Source organism: Microbacterium limosum (genome assembly GCF_036324365.1).
Lineage (GTDB): Bacteria > Actinomycetota > Actinomycetes > Actinomycetales > Microbacteriaceae > Microbacterium > Microbacterium limosum.
The window spans coordinates 1,948,953-1,965,285 of record NZ_CP137080.1 but is presented as its reverse complement, the minus strand read 5'-3'; the positions used below and the strand labels follow the sequence as shown (position 1 = coordinate 1,965,285).

Below are 16,333 nucleotides of genomic sequence, written 5' to 3'. Positions count from 1 at the left end.
GAGGGCGAGCGGACTCAGTCGCCCGCGTAGGTCTCCACGGAGACGATCTCGACCGGCATCTCCCGGCCGTTGGGGGCGGCGTACGCGGTCGTGTCGCCCTCCTTGAGGCCGAGGATCGCCGCGCCGAGCGGGCTCGCCTCGCTGTACACCGAGAGGGCCGAGTCCGCCGCGAGCTCGCGATTGGCGAGAAGGAAGCGCAGCTCCCGTCCCGCCACCTTCGCGGTCACGACGGTGCCGGGCGCGACGATGCCGTTGGACTCGGGGGCATCGCCCACCTCCGCCGTGGCGAGCAGGTGCTGGAGCGTGCGGATGCGCGCCTCCTGCCGTCCCTGTTCGTCCTTGGCCGCGTGGTATCCGCCGTTCTCCCGCAGGTCGCCCTCCTCGCGGGCGGCTTCGATGCGCGCGGCGATCTCCTCGCGGCCCGTGGTCGAGAGGTGCTCGAGCTCGGTGGCGAGTCGGTCGTAGGCATCCTGGGTGAGGAAGGTGACCTGGGCATCCTGAGACACGGATTCTCCTTCGTTCGTGGGTGACGCGGCTCGGCCGCGGGGCATTCCCGTCCGACATGCCAAAACGCCCCGGCGTCGTGCCAGGGCGTCGTGGGTGTCGAAAGTTTAGGTGACCCAGCAGGAGTTCACCAAACCCGTCGTGGCCGCCGCGACGGTGGGCACCCGCTCCGACATGACACGGGTGCCCTCGCCCGTCGCCTCGTACACGACGACCCGCCAGCCGACCACGCCGAACTCCTCGTCGAGCGCCTCGACGGCACAGGCGATCTCGCGGTCGGCCGGTCCGGAGACCTGGAAGCGCACCTCGACCGTGTGCTCGTCCACGACTGTGAAAGACACGCCGTCGGCGCGGACGTCGTCGAGCGTCGTGGCGATCGCGAACCACGCCGTGCCGGCGACGGCGAGCACGATGGCGACGACGCCCGCGATGAGGGCGCCGCGGCGGCCGGTGGCGCGACCGCGACCGTATCGCTCGTCGAGGCGGGCCTGCACGCTCATGAGCACCTTCGGGGGACGGATTAGGCTGGAGATTCCAGGCTAGGCGCTTCGCGGCGCGGAAGAGGACACGACGGATGCATTTCGCGACGGACATCGGGCACACTCTCACGCTGTCCGTCGTCGGCCTCGCGGCGACGCCGTCGCCCGCACCGCTCGAGCCCCCCGACGAACTCGTGACCCCCGGATTCACCGGCTTCGCCATCATGGTCGTGCTCGTCGTCGCGGTGATCGTGCTCGTCTGGGACATGCAGCGCCGCATCCGCCGCACGCGCTATCGCCAGGAGATCGACGAGCGTCTGGACGCCGAGGCCCGCGGAGGCGAGCCGGCCGCGCGGGATGACGCGCACGCGGTCGGCGGCCGCGCGGAGGGCGACAAACCTGACGGGGAGGAACCCGGAGAGGCGGGACGCCGCGGCGATCAGGGGTTGTAGACCGGGTCGAGCGCGATGAGCAGCGCGGCGCTCCAGTGGCAGAGGAAAGCCAGCACCGTGCACACGTGGAAGATCTCGTGGAAGCCGAAGTGGCCGGGCCAGGGGTTGGGCCGCTTGACGGCGTAGACGACGGCCCCCGCCGTGTACAGCAGCCCTCCGGCGATCACGAGGATCATCATGGCGGCGTTGGCCTCGAACAGATCGGCCATGTACATCACGGCGGCCCACCCGAGGGCGAGGTACAGTGCGACGTACAGCCAGCGCGGAGCCCCGATCCAGAACACCCGGAAAAGGATGCCCAGCACCGCCCCGCCCCACACGATGGACAGCAGCAGGGCGCCCTTGTCGGGCGGGAGCGCGAGCACAGCGATCGGGGTGTAGGTGCCCGCGATCAGGAGCAGGATGTTGGCATGGTCGATGCGCTTGAGCACGGCCTTGGTGCGCGCAGACCAGTCGAAGCGGTGATACAGCGCGGAGTTGCCGAACAGCAGCAGCGACGTGGCCGCGAAGACCGCCGACGCCCACTTGGCGGGCGCGCCCTGGGCGAGCGCGATGAGGACGATCCCGGCGGCGATGGCCACGGGGAACGTGCCGGCGTGGATCCACCCGCGCCACGTCGGCCGCGTCTCGACCGCGGCATCGACGTCGGCGGCCTGCATCAGCGGAAGGACGGGGACCTCGGGGGCGCGGGAGCGCGAGCGACGACTCACGGTTCCAGCGTAGGCGCGGCCGCATGCCGCGCGGCGCACATAGCGGAACCGGATGCCGCGATATGCGGCACCGCGTGCCGCGCTGGTGGCGGCGCGCGCATCCGCCCGTGGCGGCGAGTAGCGTAGGCACGTGATGAGTCGCCGACGTGATGAGGGCCGGGGTCCCCTCTATCGGCTCTACATCGGCCGGCTGCGCCGCGAGATCCACGCCGAGCAGGTGCCCCGCCATGTCGCGATGATGATCGACGGCAACCGACGCTGGGCCCGCCAGCTCGGGTACGACACCGCCGCGCACGGCCACCGCGCCGGCGCCGCCAAGATGCGCGAGTTCCTGACCTGGTGCGACGACGTGGGCGTGCGGGTCGTCTCGCTCTACCTGCTCTCCCACGACAACCTCGCCAAGCGCGACACCCGCGAGCTCCAGGATCTGCTGGAGATCATCGCCGAGCTGGCGGACGAGATCTCGCGGGAGCGCGACTGGCGCGTGCAGCACGTGGGGCGTGCGGAGGGCCTCCCCGACGATCTGTCCCGCGTCCTCCGCGAGGCGCAGGAGCGCTCGAGGGCCAACACGGGTCTGCACGTGAACCTGGCCGTGGGATATGGGGGCCGCAGCGAGATCGTCGACGCCGTGCGCAGCATCATCGCCGCGCACGGCGGTACCGGTGGCTCGCTGGAGGAGCTGGCCGCGAGCCTCACGCCCGAGCAGATCGGGGAGCACCTGTACACGGGCGGGCAGCCCGACCCCGACCTCGTGATCCGCACCTCGGGGGAGCAGCGGCTCTCGGACTTCCTGCTGTGGCAGAGCGCGCACAGCGAGTTCTACTTCGTCGAGGCGCTCGGGCCCGACCTGCGCGAGGTCGATTTCCTGCGCGCGATCCGGGATTTCGGCTCGCGCGAGCGCCGATTCGGGCGGTGACCGTCGTGCACTGCGAATTAACGCGTCCGTAACCTCGCGGGGGGCGTGTCGGATGGCGTCGGTGCGCGACGCGGTCGTACCTTCGTCACATCGGGCAAGGCGCCCGGTCGGGTCGGCCACATCTGTGCGACTCGCAACTCCAGTGGTCGACGCGCAGGCACCGGGGATACGCCCGGGTCGGGAGCAGGTTGTGACCACAGCGGCATCGCACCAGCAAGACACGATCATCGACGCGCGTCGCTCGCCGCGCGAAGAAGACGGGGCATCGGCCGATCAGGCATTGCGCACATACGTGCTCGACACGTCGGTGCTCCTGTCCGATCCGCGGGCGTTCTTCCGCTTCGCGGAGCACAGCGTCGTCATCCCCGTCGTCGTCATCACCGAGCTGGAGGGCAAGCGCCACGATCCCGAGATCGGCTACTTCGCCCGTCAGGCGCTGCGTCATCTCGACGAGCTGCGTGTCGAGCACGGGCGCCTCGACTTCCCCGTGCCGGCCGGGCACGACGGCACGCTGCGTGTCGAGCTGAACAACACCGACCCGCAGGTGCTGCCCTCGGGAATGCGGCTGAACGACAACGACACGCGCATCCTGGCCGTGGCGATGCACCTGGCCCGCGACGGACAGGAGGTCACGGTCGTCTCCAAGGATCTGCCGATGCGGGTGAAGGCCGCCTCCCTCGGCCTGCACGCCGAGGAGTACCTCGCCGAGCAGGCCGTGGATTCGGGATGGACCGGTATCGCCGGCGTCGACCTCTCGGGGGACGAGATGAGCGATCTCTACGAGAGCGAGGTCGGATCCCACGACGCCGTCGCGGGGCTGCCCGTCAACACGGGCCTGATCATCCACTCCGAGCGCGGATCCGCCCTCGGCCGCGTCACGGGCGAGAAGGACTTCCGCCTCGTTCGCGGCGACCGCGACGTCTTCGGCCTGCACGGGCGATCTGCCGAACAGCGCATCGCGATCGACCTGCTCCTGGATCCCGACGTGGGCATCGTCTCGCTCGGCGGTCGCGCCGGAACCGGGAAGTCGGCCCTCGCCCTGTGCGCCGGGCTCGAGGCCGTGCTCGAGCGGCAGCAGCAGCGCAAGATCATCGTCTTCCGCCCGCTCTTCGCCGTCGGCGGGCAGGAGCTCGGCTACCTCCCCGGCGACCAGGCGGAGAAGATGAACCCCTGGGGTCAGGCGGTCTTCGACACCCTCGGCTCCGTGGTGTCGGGGAACGTGCTCGAGGAGGTCGTCGAGCGGGGGCTTCTCGAGGTGCTCCCGCTGACCCACATCCGCGGCCGGTCGCTCCACGATGCGTTCGTGATCGTCGACGAGGCGCAGTCACTCGAGCGCAACGTGCTCCTGACCGTGCTCAGCCGGATGGGCCAGAACTCGCGCGTCGTGCTGACCCACGACGTGGGTCAGCGCGACAACCTGCGGGTGGGCCGCCACGACGGCGTCGCGTCCGTCATCGAATCGCTCAAGGGACACGGACTCTTCGGCCACATCACGCTCACGCGCTCCGAGCGCTCCGCCATCGCCGCCCTCGTGACGGAGCTGCTGGAGGTGGGGGAGCTCTCGTGATGCGGGGGCGGCGGGACCGCCCGTGTGAGAGAAGTCTCATCCCCTTCCGAGCCCCCTCTCATTCCGCGGGGGCATCCTAGAGGATAAGAACTTCACACACGCCCGCGCGAGCGGGTCCGGTCACCGCCGATGTCCCAGTTCGGCGGTGTGTCGGAAGACGCAATCCCGCCCCCCTCCCTTCGTGGCGGGATTGACGAAGAGACGCGAGGCCCCCAGCTCGAACGTCTCCCAGCCCCCGGTGTCCCCCCAGCGCCGGGGGCTTCTTCGTGCCCCGAGGGCGCGCGCCCCGCGTCACGCGGTCGGCGGGCTCACTGCCAGCGGTAGCCCGCGCCGCGCACGGTGGAGATCCGGTCGGCGCCGAACTTGCTGCGGAGGTAGCGGACGTACACGTCCACGACGTTCGAGCCCGGGTCGAAGTCCAGGCCCCACACGCTCGAGAGCAGCTGCTCCCGGCTCAGCACCTGCCCGGGATGGCGCAGGAACTGCTCGGCCAGGGCGAACTCGCGGGCCGAGAGGTCGAGCTCCTTGCCGCCGACGAGAGCCCGGCGCGTGAGGGGGTCGAGGCTGATGTCGCCGTGGACGATGCCCGGGGCGCCCGCCGAGACCGTCTCGCGCAGGCGAGAGCGCACGCGTGCGAGCAGCTCGTCGAACTTGAAGGGTTTCGCGACGTAGTCGTTGGCCCCGGCATCCAGCCCCTGCACGGTGTCGCGGGTGCTGCTGCGCGCGGTCAGCATGATGACGGGCACGGTCGATCCCTGGCCGCGCAGATGCCGGAGGATCTCGAAGCCGTCCATCCCCGGCAGGCCCACGTCGAGCAGCACGAGGTCCACATCGCGGTCGAGCGCGTACTCGAGGGCCTCGTGCCCGTTCTCGACGATGGTCGCGGTGTAGCCGGCGGACTCGAGTCCGCGCGCGACGAACGACGAGATCCGCGGCTCGTCTTCGGCGATGAGGATGTGCGTCATCCGGTGGCCTCTCTCTGGAGCACGACGTCGCCGGCGCGAACGGGCGAGGGGAGCGATTGCCCCACGCTCTGCGAGACGGGCACGTGGATCGTGAAGGTGGCGCCGCCCCCGGGGGTGTCCGTGACGACGCAGGTGCCCTGGTGCGCCTTGGCGATCGCGTCGACGATCGCGAGGCCGAGGCCCGACCCGCCTACCGTGCGATGGTCGGCGCGGGCGAACCGATGGAAGATGCGGCGGCGCGCCGCGGGCGGGATGCCGGGGCCGTGATCGCGCACCCAGAGTCGCGCCGTGAGCGGGTCGATGTCGCTTCCGATCTCGATCGGCGAGCCCTGCGGAGTGTACTTGGAGGCGTTGTCGGCCAGTTGCAGCCAGGCCTGCAGCAGGCGGTCGCGGTCGGCCTCGATGAGGCCGCGCGCCGATCGCGTGAGGTGCCAGGTGTGCCCGGGGATTCCCTCGACGAGGTCCCCCATCCGCTCCGTGAGGTCGCCGAGCTCGACGGGGGAGAAATCGAACTGGTCGCCCTCTGCGGAGGAGAGCAGGTCGATGTCCTCCACGAGGCGCGTCATGCGGTCCAGCTCCGCGATTCCGATGTCGCGGGTCCCCGCGACGTCGCTCGGATTCGAGACGTCCATCATCTCGAGGTGGCCGCGCACGATCGTGATCGGGGTCTTGAGCTCGTGCCGCACGTCGTCCAGCAGCTGACGCTGGCTGTCGATCGACCCCTCGAGTCGGTCGAGCATCGAGTTGACGGTGCGGCTGAGGTCGGACAGGTCGTCGTTGCCCTCCGCGGGGAGGCGGGCGCGCAGATCGGTCGGGGTGATCGAGTCGGCGGTCTCGCGCATGCGGCGGATGGGGGAGAGGATGCGCCCCGCGACGAACCAGCCGACGACGCCCATGGCGGTCAGGGTCGCGAGGGCGGCGACGGTATAGGTCAGGAAGGATGCCGTGACCGGCGCCAGCTCGCGCGTGACGTTCACGGCGCGGATGTACACGCCCTGGCTGTCGTCGCCGCGCACCTCCACCGGCACCGCGAGGTAGCGCACGTCCACGCCGTCCACCGAGGCGTTCTCGATGACGGCGCCGCGCGGGTCGGTCGTGAGGGTGCGCGCGACGGCGTCCGCGACGAAGTCGGGATCGGCGACGAGGGCGTCGCTGAAGCCGCCCGCCGTGCGGAAGGCGACGTCGCCGTCGACCACGGCCAGGGACGCCTCCGTGCGGGCGGGCACGAGGCGCGACACGGCGGCCCGGAGGTACTCTCCGACGTCGGCGAAGTCGTCGCCTCGGCGGGCCGCCTCCGCAGCGGCGTCGCTCTCCACGATCACGGACAGATCGGCCACCTCCCCCAGTGACTCGACGAGAGCCCCCAGGCGGTCGTCGATCTCGATGAGCGTGCGATCCCGCTGAACGAGGAACGTCACCCCGCCCACGATCGCGAACCCCAGAGCCGCGACGGAGAGGATGGCGCCCAGGATCAGTGCCCTTGCGGGAATGGGTCGCCGCTCGCGCGTCATGGTCACATTATCCGGCCACCACGCGCTCTCGCGCTCGCCGCGCCGCGTTCCGGGTGCGGATCAGCCCGCGTGCGTCATCGAGAGCAGGTCGAGCTTCTCGTCGAGCTGCTGCTCGGTGAGCTCGCCGCGCTCGATGTAGCCGAGGTCGATGACGGCCTCACGGATGGTGATGCCCTTCGCGACGCTGTGCTTGGCGATCTTCGCCGCCGCCTCGTATCCGATCAGCTTGTTCAGCGGCGTCACGATCGACGGCGACATGCCCGCGAAGGCAGCCGCGCGCTCGAGGTTGGCCTCGAGCCCGCGGATCGTCTTGTCGGCGAGCACGCGCACGGTGTTGGACAGGAGCCGGATGGATTCCAGCAGCGCCGTTCCCATGACGGGGATCGCCACGTTCAGCTCGAACGACCCCGAGGCGCCGGACCACGCGATCGTCGCGTCGTTGCCGATGATCCGCGCGCACACCATGAGCGTCGCCTCGGGGACGACGGGGTTGACCTTGCCGGGCATGATCGACGAACCCGGCTGGAGGTCGGGGATGTGGAGCTCGCCGAGGCCCGTGTTGGGGCCGGAGCCCATCCATCGCAGGTCGTTGTTGATCTTCGTCAGCGAGACCGCCACCGTCCGCAGCGCTCCGGATGCCTCGACGAGCGCATCGCGGTTGGCCTGCGCCTCGAAGTGGTCCTTCGCCTCGGTGATCGGCAGCTCCGTCTCGGCCACCAGCAGCTCGAGCACCTTCTGCGGGAACCCCAGGGGCGTGTTGATGCCCGTACCGACGGCCGTGCCGCCGAGGGGCACCTCGGCGACGCGCGGGATCACGGCGTGGACGCGCTCGATGCCGAGGCGCATCTGGCGCGCGTACCCGCCGAACTCCTGTCCCAGCGTGACCGGCGTGGCGTCCATGAGGTGGGTTCGCCCGGACTTGACGGCGTCCTTCCACAACTCGGCCTTCTCCTCGAGGGCGACCGCGAGGTGGTCCAGGGCGGGGATGAGGTCGTCGATGAGCTCCTGCGTGACGGCGACGTGCACGGAGGTGGGGAAGACGTCGTTCGAGGACTGCGACGCGTTGACGTGGTCGTTCGGGTGGACGGGTCGTCCGAGGCTCGCGGAAGCCAGGGTGGCGAGCACCTCGTTCATGTTCATGTTCGACGAGGTGCCGCTGCCGGTCTGGTAGACGTCGATCGGGAACTGGTCGGCGTGCTCGCCCGAGATCACCCGGTCGGCGGCGGCGGCGATGGCGTCGGCGATGTCGCCCTCGAGCGTGCCGAGCTCCTTGTTGGCGAGCGCGGCCGCCTTCTTGATGCGAGCGAGGGCGACGATCTGCGCGGGGTCGAGGCTGTCGCCCGAGATCGGGAAGTTCTCGACGGCCCGCTGGGTCTGAGCGCCGTAGAGGGCGGATGCGGGAACGCGCACCTCGCCCATGGTGTCGTGCTCGATGCGGTAGGCGGTGTCGGTCACGTCGTTGTCCTCCTGTGAGTGGTTCTTGTCCGGGTGGGATCAGGCCGCGGCATCGTCGGTCCGGCCGACGACCACCTCGGGGATCGCCGTGCCCTCGGCGAGGCGGTAGTTGGCGCCCACGATGGCGACGCGCCCGTCGGCGACGGCCTCGCTGATCAGTTCGGAGGCGCGCAGCAGCTCCGCGACGGTGTTGCGCAGGTGCGCACGACCGACCTCTTCGGCATCCACCGTCTCGGGCGTGACGCCATCAGCCGCGCCCGCCGCCAGGACGGAGCGGGCGGCCGGAACGATCGGCGCGATCTGGCGCCAGATGAGGGCGGGCAGCTCGGGTGCATCCGAGCGGGTGCTCTCGATCGCCGCGCCCACGGCGCCGCACGCGTCGTGGGCGAGGACGACGATGAGGGAGACATCGAGCACGGCGACGGCGTACTCGAGGCTGCCGACGACGGATTCCGTGATCACTTGACCGGCATTGCGCACGACGAACAGGTCGCCGAGCCCCTTGTCGAAGATGATCTCCGCTGCCAGGCGCGAGTCGGAGCATCCGAACAGCGCCGCTCGGGGCTTCTGCGCCGTGGCCAGCTCGTTGCGGCGTTCGACGTCCTGCCGCGGGTGGCGCGGCTCCCCCGCGACGAAGCGCGCGTTGCCGCGCTTCATCTCGGTCCAGACCTTCGCGGGGGTGGGGCGGTCGTTCATGGGCGCTCCTCCTGGAGATCGATGATCTGGGTGGCCAGTGTCGCCGCCAGCTGCTCGGTGAGCTCGGCGGGCGTCGATCCGTAGACGAGGACGTAGTCCGGCCCGGCCTGTGTGCCGAGCGCGTACGAGATGTTCCCTGTCTGCGCCGGATCCCGGGGCTCGAAGACCTGCCACATCACGCCCCCCAGGTCGATCTCGTCGGCGGGGGCCGTGCCGCGCAGCTCACCGCGGGCCCAGGTCTCCTCCGCGTCGAAGGCCTGCGAGAAGCGCAGGAACCCCTGCTCGCCCGGCGCGTAGACGACGTCCCACGTCGAGGTGCCGGCGGACTCGGAGCTGACGGAGGCGGCGTTCACGCGCCACTCCTGCGGCGCGGCGGGAACCAGGACGGGGCGTTGATAGGTCTCGGAGGCCTGCTCGGCGATGGGGGCCGGATCGATACTGGCGCGCTCGGGCAGCTCCCCGCGCGGCACGACGAAGACCATCACGGCGACCATCCCCACCGTGACCAGAAGCGCCGCGATGAGATTGCGGAAGGTCTGGCTGGAGTGGTAGCGCGCCGACGACTCCGCCTTGCGCGCGGCGGTCTCCTCGGGGGTCTCGGGCCTGCCGAGCTCGGCGACGACGCGGGCCATGTCAGGCCCCCGATCGCTCGGACGCGTCGGTACCGCGCGCGGCATCCAGCCGGCGCTTGGCGCCGAGGAGCCATTCCTCGCATCGCTGAGCGAGCGCCTCGCCGCGCTCCCACAGCTGCAGGGACTCCTCGAGAGTGGGGGATCCCTGCTCGAGCTGCGCGACCACTCGCTGCAGCTCGTCACGTGCCTGCTCGAACGAGAGCGTGGCGGTGTCGGCCTGCTCCGTCATGATTCCCATCCTCTCACGCGCGTGCGCGCGCTCTGCCGCCTCACGGTGCCGTGCCGCCGAGCGAGCGCACGGCGAACTGACCGTTCGCGACGCGCACGAATCCCTCCGCGCCCTCCGGGGCGTCGCGGGGATCGCGCACGATGCGGTCGTTCATCTGGACGATCGCGTATCCGCGGTCGAGCGTGTGCTGCGGGCTCAGCGCGCGCAGGGTGGCGCGCAGCTCGGCGGACCGGCGGTCGGCGTGCGCCATGAGGCGATCCACGGCGGCGCGTCCCCGCCCGATCGCCTGCGCGACCTGCGCGGCGCGTTCGTCGAGCCCGCGCTCGGGCGCGCGCAGCACGGGCCGCGAGCGCAGTTGCTCCAGCTGCGCGATGTCGTGGGCCACCCGCTGCTGCAGCCGGGAGCCCAGGCGGGCCCGCAGCTGGGCGACCATGGCCCGCTGCTCGGAGACGTCGGGCACGACGCGCTTGGCGGCATCCGTCGGCGTCGACGCGCGCAGGTCGGCGACGTCGTCGAGCAGGGGGTGGTCGTTCTCGTGCCCGATCGCGCTGACGACCGGGGTGGATGCCGCGGCAACGGCCCGCAGCAGCCGCTCGTCGCTGAAGCCGAGGAGTGTCTGCGGGTCGCCGCCGCCGCGCGCGATGATGATGACGTCGACGTCGGCGTCGGCGTCGAGCCGCCGGAGCGCGCCGATCGTCTCGGGGACGCAGCGATCGCCCTGGACGGCGGCGTGGATCGTGCGGAAGCGGACCTGCGGCCACCGCAGCTCGGCGTTGCGGTGCACGTCCTTCTCGGCGTCCGAGCGCTCGCCGGTGATCAGCCCGATGACGTGGGGCAGGAACGGCAGCGGCCTCTTGCGGGCCTGATCGAACAGGCCTTCCGCGCGCAGCGCCGCGCGAAGTCGTTCGAGCTTCTCGAGCTGCTCGCCGAGGCCGACGTGCCGCATCGCGGACACGGTGAAGGAGAAATCGCCCGAGCGGACGAAGTAGTCCGGCTTGATGCAGGTCACGATATGGTCGCCGACCGCCATGTCCTCGGTCAGGCGCGAGCGTGTGCTCGACCACAGGCGGAACGACAGCGTCGCGTCGGTCCCGCGGTCCTTGAGACGGCCGAACACGTTCCCGCCGCGTACGTTCCAGGAGGTGATCTCGCCCTCGACCCAGACCGAGCCCCATTTCTCCACGAAGCCGCGGATGGTCTCGTTCAGCCGTGAGACCGACGTGGGGGCCTGCGGGCTCGACTCGCGCGGGTGCACGGAGTCGGCGGGGGGCTGTTCGCCGTCTGCGACGGCGGGCTGGAACGTCGTCATCTCATCCTCGTCGGGGCGTGCGGGGCGGCACTCGGCCCGTGCGCGGGGGCACGCCCGTACAATCGTCAGGGTGACTACCCCGACCGTCCACATGCCCGTTCCCCGCGTTCCGGGGCGTTCGGGCCGGCTTCAGGATATCCCGGTGCCCGGACAGAAGCGGGTGCTGCTGGCCGCTCCCCGTGGATACTGCGCGGGTGTGGACAGAGCCGTCGTCGCCGTCGAGAAGGCGCTCGAGCGCTACGGGGCACCCGTCTACGTGCGCAAGCAGATCGTGCACAACATCCACGTCGTGACCGAGCTCGAGAGCAAGGGGGCGGTCTTCGTGGAGGAGGTCGACGAGGTTCCGGAGGGCGCGCACGTGGTCTTCAGCGCGCACGGCGTCTCTCCCGCGGTCGTCTCCGCGGCATCCGACCGGGGCCTGCAGGCCATCGACGCCACGTGCCCGCTCGTGACCAAGGTGCATCGCGAGGCGGTGCGGTTCGCGCGCGACGACTTCGAGATCCTGCTGATCGGCCACGACGGGCACGAGGAGGTCGAGGGCACCGCGGGCGAAGCGCCCGACCACGTCACGGTCGTCAACTCGCCCGAGGATGCCGATGCGGTCGAGGTGCGCGACCCGTCGAAGGTCGTGTGGCTCTCGCAGACCACGCTGTCCGTCGACGAGACGATGGAGACCGTGCGTCGGCTGCGGGAGCGCTTCCCCCAGCTGAGCGATCCGCCCTCCGACGACATCTGCTACGCGACGCAGAACCGGCAGGTCGCGATCAAGAAGGTCGCGCGCGACGCCGACCTCGTCATCGTCGTCGGGTCCGCCAACTCCTCCAACAGCGTGCGTCTGGTCGAGGTCGCCCTGGAGCACGGCGCCAAGGCCGCCTACCGCGTCGACTACGCCGACGAGGTCAAGCAGGAGTGGCTGGAGGGCGTCGAGACGGTCGGTGTCACCAGCGGCGCCTCCGTTCCCGAGGTGCTCGTGAAGGAGGTGCTCGCCGACCTGGCGGGTGCCGGCTACCGGGACGTGGAGGAAGTGCGCACGGCGGAGGAGGACCTGATGTTCTCGCTGCCCAAGGAGCTGCGCCAGTCGCCGAGCGGACAGCGCGACAGCCGGGGTCTCGGAGGCCGGGGCCGCGCATGAGCGATCCCGACCGCGACGCACGACCCCGTCCGCAGTTCGGCGAATACGCGAGCCCTGAGGAACAGCGGGCGCGCATCCGGCAGCCGGACGCGACCTGGGCGCTCCAATCGGGACAGGCGCCCGCCGAGGCGGATCCCCCCTCGGCGCCCCCGGCCCCGGCGACCCCGGCTCGAGCGCCCGCCGCGCACCCCCGTCGTCGCACGATCGACCGGATCGCGACCTTCGCCCTGCTCGGATACGGCCTCTTCCAGGTGCTCACCTCCATCCCCGCGCTGACGGACTTCCCCGCCTACGCCGACATGCTCCTGGAGATCATGGGCGCGCAGGCGGAGCTGTCGGATCCGGCGGCCGGACGCGGGTGGGGGATCGCCGCCGCGCTCGTGCTGGGCCTCGGCTGGATCGCCACGGCGTGGGTGTCGTGGCGCAGCCTGCGCGCGGCGCGACTGACGTTCTGGATCCCGCTCGTCGCCGGCATCGTGTTCAACATGATCGCGAGCACGCTCATGCTGATCCCGCTCCTGAACGACCCCGCGGTGCGGGGCGCGCTGGCCGCCGTCGTCGGCGCCTAGCCTCGCCGGCGGGCGCCCGTATCATGGCCGGATGCCGAGCCTCCTCGCCGTCTGCGTCGTCCATCAGCTGCTGCCCGAGGCCGGCAGCGCGGGGGTGACCGCGATCGACAAGCGTCCCCTCGCGCGCGGGGCGAAGGTCGGCCCGTTCGGCCTGCGGGGTGACGTGCAGGTCAACCGCAAGCACCACGGCGGGCTCGACAAGGCGCTCTACGCCTACGCGCAGGAGGACGCCGAGTTCTGGGAGAAGCAGCTCGGACGCGAGGTGCCGCCCGGGTACTTCGGGGAGAACCTGCGCACCGAGGGGATCGACGTCAACGCGGCGCGCATCGGCGAGGTGTGGCGCATCGGCGAGCGCGTCGAGGTTGCCGTGACGATGCCGCGGACTCCCTGCCAGACGTTCTCGCGGTGGGTCGGCGGTGCCGCCGAGCGGGGCTGGGTCAAGCGGTTCGCCGCAGAGCGTCGCCTCGGCCCCTACCTGCGCGTCGTGCGCGGGGGTGTCGTGCGTCCCGGGGACGAGATCGTCGTGGTCGCAGCCCCCGATGACGCGCCCGGACTGCTCGACGGCTTCCGCAGCCCCGCCTAGAACGACGGATGCCCCGACCCTGCCCTCGAAAGAGCGCCGGGTCGGGGCATCCGTGACCGTTTCGGGGGGCTATGCGGGTCAGCCCTGCGACTTGCCGGCGGAGCCGAGCTGCCGCGTCGCCGCGACGACACGGGCGGCCATCGCCGACTCGGCCACCTTGCCCCACGCGCGCGGGTCGTAAGCCTTCTTGTTGCCCATCTCGCCGTCGATCTTGAGCACGCCGTCGTAGTTCTGGAACATGTAGCCCGCGACCGAGCGCGTGAAGGCGTACTGCGTGTCGGTGTCGATGTTCATCTTGACCACGCCGTTCGCCACGGCGAGCGCGATCTCCTCGTCGGTGGAACCGCTGCCGCCGTGGAAGACCAGGTCGAGGGGCTTCGGACCGGTGCCGAAGCGCGCCGCGATGCCCTCCTGGATCTCGCCGAGCAGCTCCGGACGCAGCTTCACATTGCCCGGCTTGTAGACGCCGTGGACGTTGCCGAACGTCAGCGCGGAGATGTAGCGGCCCTGCTCGCCGAGTCCGAGGGCCTCGACGGCCTTCGTCACGTCGGCCACCGTCGTGTAGAGCGCCTCGTTCGAGCCCTCGTGCGCGACGCCGTCCTCCTCGCCGCCGACGACCCCGATCTCGACCTCGAGGATGGCGTTGATGTTCTTCAGGCGGGGCAGGAGCTCCTTCGCGATCCGGATGTTCTCATCCAGCGGCACGGCCGAGCCATCCCACATGTGCGACTGGAAGATCGGGTTGCGCCCGGCCTTTACCTCTTCCTCCGATGCCTCGATGAGGGGCATCACGAAGCCGGGAAGGGCCTCCTTCGGGCAGTGGTCGGTGTGCAGCGCGACGGTGATCGGGTAGTTCTTGGCGACCTCCGTCGCGAACTTCGCGAAGGCGAGCGCGCCCGCCGCGCGCGCCTTGACGGTGTGGCCGGCGAAGTAGTCGGCGCCGCCCGTGGTCACCTGGAGGATGCCGTCGGACCCCGCCTCGGTGAGACCCTGCAGGACGGCGTTGACCGTCTGGGAGCTCGAGACGTTGATCGCCGGGTAGGCGAAGCCGCCCGCCTTCGCGCGGTCCAGCATGTCGGCGTACTGCTCGGGGGTTGCGACGGGCATGGCAGCTCCTTCGTATCGGGTCTCGTGCCGCGTGCCACTCTAGCGAAGCGCGCGGCCGGCGGCGGGTGGGGCCCGGGCCATTCGCACGGCTCCCGCATGACGGGTCGTTAAGAAACGCGATTCCTTCGTCTCCAGGCGTCCAGAATCCCGATGCCCGCCTCGCCCGGCTGGCTAGGCTGGCCCGCATGGTGAGCATCACGGGGGACATGAGCCCTCTCCATCCCGACCGCAACCTCGCACTCGAGCTCGTCCGCGCCACCGAGGCCGCCGCGATCCGTTCGGTGCCCTTCATCGGTCGGGGCGCCAAGGAGGCCGCCGACGGCGCCGCCGTCGACGCGATGCGCGCCTTCCTCACGACCGTCAACTTCGACGGCGTCATCGTCATCGGCGAGGGCGAGAAGGACAACGCGCCCATGCTCTTCAACGGAGAGAAGGTCGGCACGGGCCGGGGGCCGCAGTGCGATGTGGCGGTCGATCCCATCGACGGCACGTCTCTCACGGCCGCGGGTCGCAACAACGCCCTCTCGGTCATCGCCGTCTCCGACCGCGGGTCGATGCTCGACGCGTCGACGGTGTTCTACATGGACAAGCTCGTCACCGGACCGGCCGGCGTCGGCGTCGTCGACATCCGCCTGCCCATCGGGGAGAACATCCGCCTGCTCGCGAAGGCCCTGGGCAAGCCCGTCGACGAGATCGTCGTCTCGGTGCTCAACCGCCCCCGTCACGAGAAGCTCATCGCCGAGATCCGCGAGGCGGGCGCGGGCACGCGCCTCATGACGGACGGCGACGTCGCGGGCGGCATCAACGCCGCCCGCCACAACGCCCGCACCGACATGTGCGTCGGCATCGGAGGAAGCCCCGAGGGCATCGTCACCGCGTGTGCCATCAAGGCGCTCGGAGGTCATATCCAGGGGCGGCTCTGGGCGCGGGACGACGACGAGAAGCAGAAGGGGCTGGATGCCGGCCTCGCCCTCGACGGCCACGTCTACGAGGCCGACGACATGGTGAAGGGCAGGAATACGATCTTCGTCGCGACGGGGGTCACCGACGGCCAGCTCGTCGCGGGGGTGCGGCGCGAGGGCGACTACGTCTACACGGAGAGCATCGTGCTGCGGGGCGCGTCGGGCACGCTTCGGCGCATCACCTCCGAGCACCTCACGTCCAAGTGGCTGTGAGCCGCCGGTCGCGGGCGGGGCGCGAGGACGCCGCGACCTGATCGTTACCTGACCCTCGCGCGGTCATCTGCGAGAATGGAGCCGCCAGTCAGCGTCGACGGTGGACCCCAGTACACAGCAGACACGGGACGGAACGCATGAGCACTGCTCAGGAACCCAGGACCGGCGCGATCGCCGTCGTGCAGAACGCCGTCGATCCCGCTCGACGGGAGGACGTCCTCCTGCGCGTGCGCCGGGAAGAGGGCCACGAGGTCAGCCCGTGGTGGCTGGTCGGGGCCTTCGTCTTCGTCGCGGGGACCGTCGTCGCCCTCATGAGCCTCATTCCCGGCGGCGGCGTCTGAT

The 16,333-nt window shown here is 70.8% G+C and carries 19 protein-coding genes; 8 read left to right on the top strand and 11 right to left on the bottom strand.

Annotation, left to right across the window (positions count from 1 at the left end; translation table 11 throughout):
* Nucleotides 1-14 precede the first annotated feature (14 nt).
* Both greA and RYJ27_RS09475 read right to left on the bottom strand, forming a co-directional pair.
* Nucleotides 15-506: a transcription elongation factor GreA gene (gene greA, locus RYJ27_RS09480; RefSeq protein ID WP_330170072.1), complete on the bottom strand. Its 492-nt coding sequence runs from the start codon at nucleotides 504-506 to the stop codon at nucleotides 15-17.
* A 105-nt stretch (nucleotides 507-611) separates the two neighbouring features.
* Nucleotides 612-1,004, bottom strand: coding sequence for a DUF4307 domain-containing protein (locus RYJ27_RS09475; RefSeq protein ID WP_330170071.1), 393 nt, complete (start codon nucleotides 1,002-1,004; stop codon nucleotides 612-614).
* A 74-nt stretch (nucleotides 1,005-1,078) separates the two neighbouring features.
* Here RYJ27_RS09475 and RYJ27_RS09470 point away from each other — a divergent pair, with 74 nt between their 5' ends.
* Nucleotides 1,079-1,435, top strand: coding sequence for a hypothetical protein (locus RYJ27_RS09470; protein ID WP_330170070.1), 357 nt, complete (start codon nucleotides 1,079-1,081; stop codon nucleotides 1,433-1,435).
* Here RYJ27_RS09470 and trhA read toward each other — a convergent pair.
* Nucleotides 1,423-2,094 (bottom strand): PAQR family membrane homeostasis protein TrhA, encoded by a 672-nt coding sequence (trhA, locus tag RYJ27_RS09465; protein ID WP_330172043.1) that lies wholly within the window; start codon nucleotides 2,092-2,094, stop codon nucleotides 1,423-1,425. The two genes, RYJ27_RS09470 and trhA, sit on opposite strands and share 13 nt — an antisense overlap.
* Before the next feature lie 184 nt (nucleotides 2,095-2,278).
* On the opposite strand from trhA, the gene RYJ27_RS09460 reads away from it, so the two are divergent.
* Together RYJ27_RS09460 and RYJ27_RS09455 are read left to right on the top strand one after the other, a co-directional pair.
* On the top strand, nucleotides 2,279-3,061 hold the full coding sequence (locus RYJ27_RS09460; protein ID WP_330172042.1) for an isoprenyl transferase: 783 nt from the start codon (nucleotides 2,279-2,281) through the stop codon (nucleotides 3,059-3,061).
* 190 nt (nucleotides 3,062-3,251) lie between these two features.
* A complete protein-coding gene (locus RYJ27_RS09455) occupies nucleotides 3,252-4,628 on the top strand; it encodes an RNA 5'-3' helicase PhoH2 (RefSeq protein WP_422732830.1) in 1,377 nt (458 codons plus the stop codon).
* 308 nt (nucleotides 4,629-4,936) lie between these two features.
* On the opposite strand, the gene RYJ27_RS09450 is transcribed toward RYJ27_RS09455, so the two are convergent.
* From RYJ27_RS09450 to xseA, 7 genes are read right to left on the bottom strand one after another with little or no spacing between them, the layout of a single operon-like run.
* Complete coding sequence (locus RYJ27_RS09450; RefSeq protein WP_330170069.1) at nucleotides 4,937-5,593, bottom strand: response regulator transcription factor; 657 nt, start codon at nucleotides 5,591-5,593, stop codon at nucleotides 4,937-4,939.
* Nucleotides 5,590-7,104 carry a sensor histidine kinase gene (locus RYJ27_RS09445; protein ID WP_330170068.1) on the bottom strand — a complete coding sequence of 505 codons (1,515 nt, stop codon included), beginning with the start codon at nucleotides 7,102-7,104 and terminating at the stop codon, nucleotides 5,590-5,592. The genes RYJ27_RS09450 and RYJ27_RS09445 overlap by 4 nt, the downstream gene beginning before the upstream one ends.
* Before the next feature lie 60 nt (nucleotides 7,105-7,164).
* A complete protein-coding gene (locus RYJ27_RS09440) occupies nucleotides 7,165-8,559 on the bottom strand; it encodes a class II fumarate hydratase (protein WP_330170067.1) in 1,395 nt (464 codons plus the stop codon).
* Between the two features lie 39 nt (nucleotides 8,560-8,598).
* Complete coding sequence (locus RYJ27_RS09435) at nucleotides 8,599-9,255, bottom strand: carbonic anhydrase (protein ID WP_330170066.1); 657 nt, start codon at nucleotides 9,253-9,255, stop codon at nucleotides 8,599-8,601.
* Nucleotides 9,252-9,887, bottom strand: coding sequence for a DUF4245 family protein (locus tag RYJ27_RS09430; RefSeq protein WP_330170065.1), 636 nt, complete (start codon nucleotides 9,885-9,887; stop codon nucleotides 9,252-9,254). The genes RYJ27_RS09435 and RYJ27_RS09430 overlap by 4 nt, the downstream gene beginning before the upstream one ends.
* Nucleotide 9,888: 1 nt before the next feature.
* Nucleotides 9,889-10,116: an exodeoxyribonuclease VII small subunit gene (locus tag RYJ27_RS09425; protein ID WP_330170064.1), complete on the bottom strand. Its 228-nt coding sequence runs from the start codon at nucleotides 10,114-10,116 to the stop codon at nucleotides 9,889-9,891.
* Between the two features lie 40 nt (nucleotides 10,117-10,156).
* Nucleotides 10,157-11,425, bottom strand: a complete 1,269-nt coding sequence (gene xseA, locus RYJ27_RS09420) for an exodeoxyribonuclease VII large subunit (protein WP_330170063.1) — start codon at nucleotides 11,423-11,425, stop codon at nucleotides 10,157-10,159.
* A 91-nt stretch (nucleotides 11,426-11,516) separates the two neighbouring features.
* Here xseA and RYJ27_RS09415 point away from each other — a divergent pair, with 91 nt between their 5' ends.
* Genes RYJ27_RS09415 through RYJ27_RS09405 form a run of 3 tightly spaced genes read left to right on the top strand, consistent with a single transcriptional unit; the run spans nucleotide 11,517 to nucleotide 13,709 of the window.
* Nucleotides 11,517-12,557: a 4-hydroxy-3-methylbut-2-enyl diphosphate reductase gene (locus RYJ27_RS09415; RefSeq protein WP_330172040.1), complete on the top strand. Its 1,041-nt coding sequence runs from the start codon at nucleotides 11,517-11,519 to the stop codon at nucleotides 12,555-12,557.
* Nucleotides 12,554-13,126 carry a DUF6264 family protein gene (locus RYJ27_RS09410; RefSeq protein WP_330170062.1) on the top strand — a complete coding sequence of 191 codons (573 nt, stop codon included), beginning with the start codon at nucleotides 12,554-12,556 and terminating at the stop codon, nucleotides 13,124-13,126. Before RYJ27_RS09415 ends, RYJ27_RS09410 begins: the two co-directional genes overlap by 4 nt.
* Nucleotides 13,127-13,157: 31 nt before the next feature.
* A complete protein-coding gene (locus RYJ27_RS09405; protein ID WP_330170061.1) occupies nucleotides 13,158-13,709 on the top strand; it encodes an MOSC domain-containing protein in 552 nt (183 codons plus the stop codon).
* 78 nt (nucleotides 13,710-13,787) lie between these two features.
* On the opposite strand, the gene fbaA is transcribed toward RYJ27_RS09405, so the two are convergent.
* Complete coding sequence (gene fbaA, locus RYJ27_RS09400) at nucleotides 13,788-14,816, bottom strand: class II fructose-bisphosphate aldolase (RefSeq protein ID WP_330170060.1); 1,029 nt, start codon at nucleotides 14,814-14,816, stop codon at nucleotides 13,788-13,790.
* 185 nt (nucleotides 14,817-15,001) lie between these two features.
* Here fbaA and glpX point away from each other — a divergent pair, with 185 nt between their 5' ends.
* Both glpX and RYJ27_RS09390 read left to right on the top strand, forming a co-directional pair.
* On the top strand, nucleotides 15,002-15,991 hold the full coding sequence (gene glpX, locus RYJ27_RS09395) for a class II fructose-bisphosphatase (RefSeq protein ID WP_330170059.1): 990 nt from the start codon (nucleotides 15,002-15,004) through the stop codon (nucleotides 15,989-15,991).
* Between the two features lie 137 nt (nucleotides 15,992-16,128).
* Nucleotides 16,129-16,332 carry a UDP-N-acetylmuramyl pentapeptide phosphotransferase gene (locus RYJ27_RS09390; RefSeq protein WP_330170058.1) on the top strand — a complete coding sequence of 68 codons (204 nt, stop codon included), beginning with the start codon at nucleotides 16,129-16,131 and terminating at the stop codon, nucleotides 16,330-16,332.
* Nucleotide 16,333 lies beyond the last annotated feature (1 nt).